At 40.8% G+C, this 13,978-nt stretch carries 1 protein-coding gene; it reads left to right on the top strand.

The features are described 5' to 3' along the window. Positions 1 to 724 precede the first annotated feature (724 nt). Entirely contained in the window at positions 725 to 13,933 is a 13,209-nt protein-coding gene (locus BKH45_RS00940; protein WP_095273593.1) for a hypothetical protein, read from the top strand. Positions 13,934 to 13,978 lie beyond the last annotated feature (45 nt).

The following is a 13,978-nucleotide window of genomic DNA, read 5'->3' as shown; positions in this document are numbered from 1 at the left end:
TTTTATTGAGTTTAAAAAATACCAAAAAATATATTTGATCAAAAATGTCTCAAGAAGTTATTAAAGACCCTGAAAAAATCATTTTGAAAATATCAGATATTAGCGCTTTTGAAAGATTAAAAGACAAATGAATGATTTTAGCGCGCTTCCTCAGGATGGCAACCAATTTATTATCACATTTTTGATCCGACATCTGAGATGACATGATCGTCTCTCAAACTTCTTGATGTTATGTTATTAATATGAAATTTAATCATAAAAAATTTAAATTATTTGAAGTTTAAAAATTTATAATCCAAGTAAAATAAATATTCAAAAATATTTTTTGCAAATTTCTCAAAAATACCGGTTTTTTTCATTTACTTTCCATTTACCTTATATTCACGGAGTTATCAAAAATACAAAAATACATATTGTATTTAATAAATTATTTCCTTCACTTTCTTTTACCTTTCTCAAAATCTCCCTATTTTTTTCATAAAGTTACATTTTTATTTTTATCTCAAAATTTTCTCCCTATAAGAATCAAAACAATCCCAAAATACGATACTCCCAAAAAATTCAAACAATAATATTTATCATCAATATTTTTAAATATATCTTCTATCTCACCCCCCCCCCCCCCAGAATTTTTAAGTATTTTTTTATCTTAATAGTGATTAAATGCTAAAAATAAACTTAGAGTAAAGACTGCTCTATAGATTTTTAGATAAAAAGGATTCTTATGACGTTTAAAGGTAATAAAGATAATAAAATCATCACAAAGTTTGACATCAATGGTGCTTCCGGCTATTGTAGCGAGGATTTGGCAGCCCGAAGAAACCAAACTAACCTACCAAGCAACGAAATCAAAACCGCTCAAGCCAACCATACCTCAAACAAGCTAAGCCAACGAGATCAAACCCGACTAAACCAAAGCCAAGCCGGCCAATCAAGCTGTGATATGCTCACCCCCCCCCCCCCACAATACGCTCAAAAGCCCTATATTCATGTCTCTAACGATCCGCAGAGACTCCAAGAATCCCAGTCCCACACATCTAATCCATACTCTCAAGCTAAGCCTTCCAAGAAAGCTTTTGCCCCTTTAGTTTCTTTGGTCCTTTCAAGTCTCTTGCTCTCTTTTAGCGCGGAGGCATTGCACGCAGCAGATACCAACACAGCCATCAATGAGTTTCTCTATAGCCCCAATAATATCTCTTGCTCTATAGATTCCGGCGTCCCTTGCGCGATCATCAGCTATACCGCACCCGGTAGTACGACCCTTGCAAAATACACAAATTTCAATGATATGTTCCAACTCTACATAAAAGATTATACCTCTGCTGCAAAACATGCTACCCTCACAGTCAAAGACTCTGTTATTGTTGTTGATGATTCTGACACTATTGCGGGAGCATATCTCCCCAGAAAAGAAAGCAACTATGCCGGGGTTGATTTTGTGAATAAAGGTATTTTGTCCTTTTCAAGCGGTGCGTATATGAATGCTACTTTTAAAAATTCTGCGCTAAAAGGGAATTTGGCTTCTTATGTCTCCCAAAATGGTAAAGGAGGAGATAAAAATCATGTAGTTATCCCCCATACCATAACCTTTGAGGGGAACTATGAGGGCAACTCCGATGTTGCTGTGAAAGGCTATGCACTCCTGGGCAATCTTTATCTGGGGGCGAATACTTCTAACATAGTCTTTGATAGCGCTAAGATGAAGGGGAATATTTACAATATGGGTACTTGGTATGATGTTAATGAGAAGTCTCCCATAAATGACGCCAATATTGTTTTTCAAAACAACTCTACTCTTCGAGGCAATATCGGAGTAGGGCAATATGCTGAGAGATCTTATCTCAATATCACATTTGATAATTCTACTTGGAATGGATCTATTAACACAAGTTGGGGAAATTATAACTTCGTTTTTAAGAACCACTCTACCATGACCGGAGAGTATGTCAATACGACCAATGCAACTTGGAATTGGAAAGTAGAAGATTCCACACTCAACCTCACCAGAGCAGAAGTAGGCAATTGGGCAAATTTTGAACTTAATCTCAAAAACTCTACCCTCAATCTCAAAAATGCTTCTAACCAACCCATCTCAGTGAAAGTTGGCGGGACCGGGGATTTTAAACTCAATCTGGATAATTCAAAAGCATATGGTCTCAAAGGTCTTAATCTCAATGGATCTAAGCTATTCACCATTACTCTGGCTAATAATTCTATTCTCACTTTGGATGCTTTTAGCGATGTTGCTGCCGCAGATAATTCCATCGGTCTGACCAGTTTAAGAGGCAAAAGCGCTATTACTTCTGACACTACCAAAATCCTCAAATACCAACAAGGAAAATTCATCTTAGATGTCGATGCAAATTCTAACATTTCCAATCTGGATACAATCTATATGGGAGGGAATCGCTCTAGGATCACTATCAATCTCAAAGGACACCATTGGGATAACAAACTCATCCTCTCTGATCACAACGGCATCACTTATAACTACAACCTTGATGAGGGCGCTTCTTTCAATACGGGCTTCCAAGATAATGAGAGCGGAGAAATCGCTAGCAATGAAACTCTCAATCTCTCTGCAAAAAACAAATCCACCTTCAAGCACAACGTCATCAACAATCAAGGAACTATACAAGGTAGTTTTGATGATTCTTATATGGAGAATCAATTTGTCCTCAAAGCAGGGACTACGAATGTTAGTTTTGCCAACAACTCCCAAGCCAGAGACGATTTTAACATCACCGGAGGGAATAACACCATTAGTTTTGCTTCAGGATCGCGTATGAAAAAGGATATGGCTGTTTCCGGAGGGACTACGAATGTTAAGTTTGATGGGAGTGGCACCGGAAATGACGCTACTTCCAAACTCAAATCTACCAAAGGAGGCACACTCAATGTCTCTGCGACCAATGGCGCTTATCTCCAAGGCCAAGTCCGATCTGAAGGGGGGATTACCATCTTGACCCTGGATAATGCCACTGCTGATGGGGTAGGCTATACGGGTGATAGTGGTGGGCAAGATAGCTATACCATGTATCTGAAAAATGGGGCAAAACTGGGGAGTTTTGGATTTGATGGGAGTAAGGCTACTGTCGTGGTCGATGGCGCTTATGTGAAGAACTTTGTCAATGGGACTTTCCCCGGAGCTAAGGGCACAAACTTTAGTCTCAGTGGGAAAAACTTGGATATGGTGAGTGATAGCAAGTATGGAGAGGGAAGTATTGATGCCTCTAATCCCAATGATTTCTCCACCGATCCTTCCAAAGCCAAAAATGACATCACCCTCTCTGATTCTAAACTCAACCATCTGTATCTCTCAAGATCTACAGCCAATGTTAGCCTCACAAATACAAGTTTTAGAAATTTCTACAATACTCACAAAACCTCTGTTTTTTCTATTACCAACACAAAAGCAGGTCTGGATATGGGAGATCTCAACTTGTGGGGCAAACTCAACTTAAAAACCACACTCTCTAATATAGGAGCTATCCACAACCATGATGCCAACTCTACTCTTGATCTTGGGCTTACTGTAGGCAAGAGTATTGGCAAAATCGATGGAGTTACCTACAGAGAAGATGGATCTAAGAACAAAGCCGGGGCTAGCGTGGTTACAGATACTGCATTTAGCGGTAAAAGTCTCAGCGCTACTTTTGACTTCAGAGATGCCACCAAAATCTCTGCTTATAGAGTCCCTAGCAGTTCGAATGCTGCAGGGGATTATGTAGGGGTGCAAACTTCTGCTCTCAAAACAGATGCACTGGCCACACAAAATCTCTCCAAATTCGATGGCTTCTTGCATGCGACTTCTGATCAAGCCGCATCTATACTCACCTTCAACGACGACAAAAGCACTTCCCCTGTTTATGGCAAAATAGACAATATTGTTACCACCGCCGGTGTGAAAAATAACCTTACTTTTATCTTTGGAGGTAAAGATACTTCCAAGTCTGATGGCTCTGTACTCAACAAACAAAACGTCACTATCACCGGAGGGAACAACCAATCCGGCTATACCTTTGTCCATGCAGGCACTCTGGATGCATCTAATTCCTCCTCTCTCGTTACTCTGGCAAAAAACACAGGGATCACTTTCTCTTCTGTCAAGGGAACTATAGGGATAGAGGCGACTTCTATTGTGCTCAAAAATGGCAATGCTTTAGACAAAGCCACTCTTGCATCTCTCACAGGGATGCCCAATACCACTGATTTCATAGGCTCTAAGCTTGTTTTTGGAAATGCCCGACTCATCTCAGATCCCAATGGACAATTAGTCTTGGTAGCCAACAACCCTACCAATCCAAGCGATATTGCAAGTTTTGCCACCCTCACCCAAAAGGGCAAAACTCATAACTCATCTGATAAATCCTTTGTGAGTTCGAAATCTTCAGATGGAGATATTGGCACTGGTAGTGATGGCTTCAGACAAGATGTTTCTTTCCTCTTTACCCCGGGCACCTTTGATATTGCCAAAAGACAACAAGGTTTTACAGGGAATATCAAAGGGGGTACCAAAGATTCAAGTTATACTTTTTATAACGCAGGTGTGCTCAATACCTCACAACTCTCTGATACCTTGAGCGGACAATCTCACCTCACTTTGGTCAATACTGCCCTTTTTGGGATCATTGGAGAATCTGTCAAATCAACTTCAGGAAGCAGTGCTACCCTCACTCCTGTAGATGTGAATTTGTCTCTTGATTATTCGGGGAATTCCCACCAATCCAAAGGTCTTGCTATTGTAGGGCAAGGCAAACATACCATTAGTTTTGATTTTACAGGCAATACCCAAGCCATTAAGTTTGAAGGAGCCCTTTTAGGAGGGAATTCTAAATCTGTTTTAAGTTTTATTAACCTCAAGGGTCTTGATACTCAGAGCACTTCAAGCACTACTTTATTGCAAGCCTTTAAAAATGCAGGGATTCGGGGGATAAACAACAAAGATTACTATTCTATCCGACGTGATAGCACAGACTTCTCTCTCTCAAGTGTTGATAACGCTGACAAAAGCCCTATAGACACAAGCGCCACTTTTGAACTCTTTGGGACTTCTCTCAAAGGAGATATCGCCCAAAAAGATTATGGTCTCACACTCCACTTTGATACCACCCCATCCGGAGGTACTTCTTCTGCAGGAGTGCCTTATGAGAGCGCAAGCTATAGTGGCAAGAACCTTGATTTATCCGGGAATACTCACCCTATTGTGTTGGATTTTATCGGGGCAGATTCTATCAACCCAAGATCTTCTCAAGCCCTCACTATCAAAGCTCCCTCAAGTAGGATCAATCTCAATCTCCAAGATACCGGGGCGACCATAGCCCTCCAAAATGCTGCTAATATATGGGATAATTCTTCTTTGAATGTCTCCGGGAGCAACTTCATTGGGGACTTTGTCAAAGGGAATATTACAGCTAATTTTGACAAAAGCCATAAATTCTATGGGACTCTAGGGGGGAATAAGACCAAAGATCTCAGCATAACTCTTGGAGAAGATTCTTTGTATGCCAACACCGACCTCACGATGAAAGCTTTGTATTCCGGTGTGCTAAAAGTAAGCACAGGATCTTCTAATGTTTATGGATCGAGTCTCTTAGATTTTAGCAATTCTGCTAAGAAACATTTGGTCTTGGAAAATCCGGGTCAAACTCTGGTACTCAAAGGACTCAAAGCTCCATCAACTTCAAGCGCCACAGATGGCTCTTATCTTGATAATACTTCTGTTTTGACTATCACAGATAACAAGACTTCTTTGATAGGGGATCTTTATGGCACTTGGGAGAGTTTCTCAAATTCAGGTGGCAATACCTTTAACAAATCTACCCTCCAAGTCAATCTCAACTTCGATACCTCCAAAGCAAACAAAGAAAATGGGGGGAATTATTATCAAGGCAATTTGATTGGAGAGTTGGCTACAGGTTCTTCTCTTAAATTCACAGGTCCTCATGCGATCCGATCGACTTCTTATAGTGTCGATACTAATGGGATCATCACCGATAGTGGCAAAATCTCTATTGCGCTGGGGGGAAGTGATAGTATTGACCTCACCCTCAATAATACCCAAGCCAATGTTACCTTCACCCAAGATGGCAACAAAACAGGTTGGAATGTAATGGGGAATTTTGATATTAGAGGGACAAATATTGTCTTAGATAATGGGCTGAATTCCGCTGATGTTATTTCTGTGAAAATGGCTTTTGCCAATGCCAGGGTTGATTCTAAAAACAACCTTCTCAAAACCAAAGACGGCTCTTTGCTCACCTCTGATAAAACTTTCAACGGGGTGGCTAAAGAGATTGATGATTATATTGCCAACTCTTCTTTGTCCATCAACCAAGCCGTAGTCATGAGAGGAGGGGATAATGTCTTTAGTTATTTTGGCGATGCTTCTTTAATCCCTTCCTCTCCAACTGCTACGCTCAAACTCAATAATGATGCCAAAGCCACTTACAATATGATCAATATGGGCAAAGCCCTCGAAACCAAGATTGGAACAGGAGATAACGCTAAGAGTGCGGCAGATTTGATTTTTGGAGGATCTAGCGGGGGGATCTCAGATCCTGATCAACTCCCAAGCTATACTTATAACCTCAGGGGGACTTCACTCAAAGATGCTCATTTTAATGCCGGTGCTATTACCTACCAAGTCAATTCTACAGACACCATCTCTAAAAAAGTAGCTATCAATCTCAATGCCATCTTTGATAATCGTGATGTTTCGAACAAATCTGAGGATGAGAAATACTACCATGATTCTACAATGGGCAATGCCCAACTAGAGATTGCCAAATCAGCCTTAGAGGGTAAATTGGTCTTAGATGATGGAGTCCATGCAGCAATAGACTTCATCGGAGAAGGGGCTTTTGCCAAAAATGCCCAAATTACCGGAGGAGCCGATGATTCTAATTTTACCTTCAGAGATACTACGCTTTATTTTGGGGTCAGTAGCGCACTCTCGAATCTGGACACAAAAGGTAATATTACTTTGGATAAAGCTAGCGCCCAAGGAGTCTTCAACCCTACCAAAAACACAACTTTTAGTGTTGTCGGACTCAAAAATAGCTCCGGGGGTGCTGTAGAAAAAAACAATATTTTGGTCTTCAAGGATTATAGCGATACTCAAATTTCAAGAACTTCTTTGAAAGATATCGGGGGTTATGATTATTCAGGAGTAGCGCAGGGATCTCATTTTATTGGTAGCCTGGCAGCAACTAATACTTCTTATATCTTTACCTTCATCGGAGAGAATGCATCCGGATTTGGCAAAAGCGCTACAGAAAGCGAAGATACAGATTCGCTCACCCCTGTCGCACCCCAAAACACCAAATTTGAAAGCGATGTGAGTAATTACACACTCAATTTCATTGATAGTGGTGTCCTCAAAACTTCAAACTTGGAGACTTTGAGTTCCGGGTCCAACAATGCTATCGCTCTGTATGGTAAGAGTGCTCTTAGCCTAAATACCAATACAACCACCGGCAAAAAAGAACTTTCCCTCAAAGCCCCTCTCACAATTAGTGCTACAATCAATCAAGATAATCTTGATCTTTGGGAAGGAGATAGCGATTCCAAAACACTCGATTTTAATATTACCTCTCCTGTTGGTTCTCAAACTCTCTATAACATCACTTTTGATGGAGGGATCTCTTACCCCAACCCTAATATTCAGTTTTTCCAAGGAAGCATTGGGACTTTGAATAAGGATTCAAGTTTTAGTTTTAAAAATGCAGGCTTCCTCCAAGATAGCCAAATCAACAAAACCCAAGCTTTAGTTACTCTGGAGAAAACCTTAGTCAAAGGTAACATTTCTATAGATAATTTAGTATTGGATTTTAGCCCTGTAGCTTCTATATCCGGAGCAGAGCAAGGCTTAGATGCCCTTAGTGGGAATATTATCTTGGCTAATGAGGACACTCATATCAAAGATATTACCTTCAACTTTAGCGGCAACTCCAAAGCAAGCAAAATCAAGAATGCTTCTGCTTCTGATAAAAAATATTATTTAGCAGGATCTTCAGGATCCGGTTTTAGTTTCGTCAATCTTGCCAATAGTATGACCCACACAGATACCCCTTCTGCTTTGGACTATATTACTTGGACGCATGAGGGAAGTAATGTAGCATCAAACAAAGGCAATGATAGTGTTTTCAAGACCTTAAGCGCTGCCGGGATTGAACTTCGCCCTGCTGGAACTGAGGAAAAAGCTTATGTGGAAGGCAAAGAAGTCAGCCAATCCTTAGATGCCAATACGACCTTTGGTTTTTATGGGAGCACCATCCATGCCTCCTCTGCCTTGAATAATACCTTAGATCCCATCAACTCTACCTATAACCTCAAAATGTCTTTTGATACCACAGGTTCTGTTAAACAAAAAGATATCCCTCTCTCCTCCTCTTCTCTGGAAGCTTCTAAGTTTGAGACACAAGGAGACTTAAGCCTGTCTTTTGTGGGCAAAGGATCACTCAACCCTGAGTCCTCCGCTCCTCTTACTGTCAAAATCGCTGCTGATAAATCCTTTAGCCTCAGAGCTTCTAACCCCAATAAAGATGGGCTTATTGGAGAAGTCAAGATCGATACTGCCGGGAATACTTCTTTCAAAGGGGGCAATCTCAATATTGATAACTTATCTTTAAGCGGGACTTATCTCACAGCCAAATCAATCCCGGCTAGCGCTGCAGTTACAGGGAGTGACGGATCTGTTACCACCCCGGCTACTCTTGGATCAGCTGATGGGAATATCTCAGCGAAATTTGACGATACAGCCCGTTTGGGAGACAAAAGCATTTTGGGTTCAAAAGACGGAGATGTCTCTATTTCTATTGCCAACCTCACTCCCTCGACCAATACTTCCTCCAATGCTCCTATCATTGTCATCGGAGATGGCAAAACCAATTTGAGTTTCAAAAATGCCGGTATCATCAAAATCAACTCCACAAAAAGCAAAATAGGATCCGGTAGTTTTATGATCTCTGAAGGATCTGCTCCTGTTGGAGGTGTTTTTACACAAGGATCTACCCTAAGCTTGCAAAATACAAGCTTGATAGGATCTCTTTTTGGAGATGTTACTAAGAATGAGAGCACTTCTTCTTCAACCCTCAAACTCAACTTAAGCTTTGATACCACTACCCTTAACCCGACTTATTATCAAGGCGATAATATTTCTGTGCTCAAGAGTGGATCGATCCTCTCCTTTAAGGGCAAAGATTCTATCAAGGCTCTAGCCGGCGGTGAAAACAAAGTCATTACCTTTGATATTGGAAGCACAGATACCCATTATGTCCTCAACAATACAGGGGCTTCTATTGCCTTCCATCAAAACGGTTGGAATACTGCCGGAGTCTTTGATATTCGAGGTACGAATGTAGTCCTCAAAGATAATCTGGATTCCGTTAGCAACATCCGCGTGCATATGGTCTATGCTAATGCCAATAGTGCCAAAACAAATCAGTTGTTAAAAACCAAAGACGGATCTTTGCTTACTGATACTAAATATACTTCTTTTGGTATGGATGATGGCTCTGATAGTGTGCCCGGAATTTCCATGATGGCGGATAAAGATATTGCTGATTATATCCTCCCCTCTACTTTGAGTTTCGTCTCCGGAGGAGCCAATCTCAGAGGCGGGAGCAATGACTTCACTTTTATCGGGGATAAGAGTGTGGATATGCAAGGTTTCTTTGCTCCCCTCACACTCAACTATAATGCCAAAGCTACCATCAACCTCATCAATATGGATAGTTTCTTGACCAACCAACTCCGAGATATCATGACAGCCAAACTCACTGCCATGACCAAAGGCTCCACTACTATTCCTGATAGCAGCACAATCACTACGATGCTCAATGCTGCTATCTCATCTCTCCCGGAGTCTTCCAAAATCACAACAGTAGCAGACTTACTCTTTATGAGTTCTGATGGAGGTGGCGATGGTAGCGTTAATTTTGTTTATAACCTTGCAGGGACTTCTTTGGGTGATGCTTATATCCGTAGCCCCAAAACCAAAACCTCCACTACTGCGAGCACTTATAACCAATCTAAGGTTACCTTGGACGCTACTTTTGATCAAAGAGAACTCTCAGCCAGAGAAGAAGCCGACAAATACTACACCAACTCCAATGCTATAGGCAATGCCCAACTAGAGATTGCCAAATCCAAATTAAGCGGTAAGCTGGAGCTTGATAGTTTTGTGAGCGGTCATTTGAAATTCTTAGGCACTACTGCCTTTGACTCGGGTGCTTCACTCTCAGGAGGCACAGCTGATTCTTGGGCTTTCTTTGATGGAGCTGTTTTTGGAGATTATTCTAAAATCAAAGATTTCAAAGGATCTATCCGTTTGATCAATGCTTCTTTGAACTCTGATTTGAAAAATACCACTGTTACTACCCCTGCAGTCCAAGTCAAATCCGCTGCCCCCTCTTTTGGGATTAGGGCAGTTTTCAATCAAGCTTATGATGATAATACCACTTTAAGCTCTCAAGCCCTCAAATATATCCAAGAAAATATTGATGCTTCTCTAACTCAAAGAGGCTATAGCTTTGATAAGAGTGAGTCGCATGTTTTTTCTTCCGGTATTGGTTATACCGCTTCTGCTTTGAAACTTGATTTTATAGGCAAGGACTCTGTAGATAGCACTAATTTTAAAATCGAAAGCTCTGCAGATAATATTGATAATGTCTATACCTTTATTGACTTTGGAAAAATCGATCTCAAAGCTATCTCTTCCAATGGTGATGGCAAAATCAATGGGAGTATCTATTGGATAGGGAACTCTTATCAAACAGGTTTGATTACCAATGGTGTTGATGCCTTTATTGATCTCACCCAAACCAATAATGATCTCAAAGACAATATTTATCGAGCCACAGAAGGGATTCAAAATATTACCTTTGATTTTGGAGGGAATAGTAGCCTTTCTACCGGGGTTATCCAAGATGGCAAATCCACTAATGCCAAAGGATATACACCCCGCTCCAATTATACCTTTAGCCATGTTAGTTCCAACTCGATTGTTTCGAATAAAAACTCTGATTTTACAGACACACTCAATCACATCCTTGTATCAGACTCAATTACAGATTCTTCCAAATCCCCTATTGCGCTCACTACAGGACAAATCACACTGGCTAATACTTCTGTGAAAGGAGATATCAAGCAGGGTATTACCAAAGATACTTCAGGAACTGTCTCTAAAGACATTGCTTTAGGACTCATCTTCAATACCTCCGATCACAAAGTCTATAACGTTCAGGACAAAACTATCCAAGAAGCCGCCAATAATATCTTTAGCTCTCTCTCAGGATCATTGAGTGGGGATGCCAAAAAAGAAGCTCTCTTTATTGGTGTCGGTGCCTTTGACTCTCAAAACAAAGATTCAAATATCACCGAGGGCACAGAAGATTCCAGCTACCGCTTTGTCGATAGTGGCTTACTTGATGATGATAAGCTTGATAATATTCTCAATGGAGGGCATTCAGCCAGAGGCGTGGGTGTGAAAACCAATAAAGGGACTTTTAGCTTTGATGGGCAAGGAAGCTTGCACGCTGATATTGTAGATCAAGTTTCTAATATGGAGAATATTAAAAACCAAGTCATTCATATTGCTCAAGATACTACTCTCTCTCCTTATGGGATGCAATTTGTAGGGAGTATTGCAACCCAAGCCAAAGAGTTCAAAGCCAGATTTGGACTCGGATCTGTAGTCAATATCACCAATAGGAGCGGGAATGCCGTTTATGATTTCTCTGCTTATGCCAATACTTCTATGCCTGTAGTCGCCAGTATCGATCTTGATTCTTATACTCAAGATACCCCCGCTGCGGTCAAAGGATTTGATGGAAATGTCTCTTTGATAGGAGCACTCCATGATATCAATACTGCTACAAACACTTATACCTTCAAAGGAGGCAGCCATTCTCCCAAAGGATCTCAATGGGCGATCCAAAACTCTTCAGAAGTCAATAAGGTTACTATTATTAATGATTCTTTGGACTCAAAAGACAGCCTGCTTCCAAGTATTGGCAATCACCTGGCGATTATTGACTTAAGAGGGGATAGAGATGTTCATAATAAGCATGCCTTAGAAGATGTCAAAAACTATGCTTCACCCAACCCCATCGCCCCTCAAAACCTCACTCAGAGTGCGACTCTTTTGGGAGCGCAAAATACGGGAGACAATGGGGTTGAAGGTTCTTTTGTCCCTCATAAGCTGACTATTGGTTCTTTGAATGCCAAAAATGCGCTCTTTAGAGTTGGGGTATCTCCTTCTAGCGGGCAAGGGGATGTCCTCCAAGTCGCTGCTATCTCTTCTAATAAAGATGCTACCAACTATCTCCAAGCTTATCTTTATGGAGAGGCTAAAGATATTACTTCTCCTATCCTGGTAGCTTCTATTGGAGATAAAGTAGATTCCAAATATCTTTCCGGCTTGGTTTCTAAACTGGGGATTTATCTTTATACCCCCACCCTTACAACCAAGGTAACACAAGTAGATTCCGGCAATACCGGGACTTCTGAAAGCTACAATACAAGTTTCTATCTCTCTCATCTGCAAGCATCTATCAATGCTGAGATCTCTGATCCTGTAATCAATGGTATAGGCAGCGTGTATAGAGACTTTAGAGTAGAAACCAATAACTTACATCTGAGAATGGGAGAACTTCGAGGGATCAAAGCCACACAAGGGGTATGGGCTAGAGTGGTCAATGGAATGGGATCGGATGCTTCTGACAACAGAGACTTCTATACCACACTCCAAGCAGGTTATGATTATAAGTTTGATGTTTTAGGCGGGGTGAATTATGTAGGAGTCAGCGCAGATGCCAGTTTGTTAAGCTCTAAGGGTGATGCTTATAACAGCAGTGGGAGAAATTTAGCTTTAGGAATTTATAATACCTATATCATGGATAATGGCTTTTATGTAGATGCCATCGCTAAATATATGAATCTCTACAATAATTTAAGTCTCTCAGGGAATTCTCAACAAATCTATAACAATGCCTTCTTATTAGGAGGAGAAGTGGGGTATCGTTATTCCTTAGATAATCTCTTTACTCGTATGAGGATCGCTCCAAATGCTTATACCAGAGGGTATTTTGTAGAACCTCAATTAGAGCTTATTTATGGGTATATTGGGGGATCTGACTTCTCATTCAAAGCAGAAGAAGGTATCATGGCTCAAGCCAACCTCGAAGGGAATAATGCCTTTATCACCAGGGTAGGTGGCGTGATTGGCAAACGCTTTGAAAGCAACACCGGGTTTAAAGCTGATGTGCGTCTGGGTCTTGCTTATCTCAATGAGATCAACACAGGGGGAGATGTGATTCTTAAAGATACATCCAACTTGGAAGCTTATAAAAAATCTACTCCTATGAACAATGCCCTTAAGCTTTCTTTGGGAACTAATATGATTATCAATGATGATTGGAGAGTTTATGGGGATATTTCCAGGACTTTCTTAGGAACATACAATATTGATTATAACCTCAATATTGGAGTGAGATGGAATTTTGGAACCAAAGGAGCTAAGAAGACCAAACCCAAAGCCACTCCCCAACAATATGCGCCCCAACCAAGCCAACCTCAAGCTAAACCGATGAGTCAAGAAGAAGTGGCTTTATTCAAAAATAAGCAAACAGTTATTTTCAAAGGAGGTAAGACTCAATGTCAAGGTTGCCAACCGGAGAGTGGGTATTACTTCCAAATCGTGGTGCTAAGCAAACCAAATGCAGCACTCACTAAAGAGTTGCAAAAATTCTCTTATCGTGCTTATTCCTTTAAGAATTTTAGCGGGCAAGTCCTCACACGCTATTTGGTAGGTCCTTTTAAAAGCACTCAAGAACTTCTCCAAATCAAACCTTTTGCAGATAAGCTGGCTCAAGAGGCTAACAACAACAAGCAAGCTTATGCTGTGGTTTATGAGATCAAAGACAAATAAATAAGTCCGGATGAGAGAAATAAAAACTGATGAGAGGAAGCTTCC

Source organism: Helicobacter sp. 11S03491-1, from assembly GCF_002272835.1.
In the GTDB taxonomy this organism is placed as follows: domain Bacteria; phylum Campylobacterota; class Campylobacteria; order Campylobacterales; family Helicobacteraceae; genus Helicobacter_J.
This window is presented reverse-complemented; position numbering and strand designations above follow the sequence as displayed.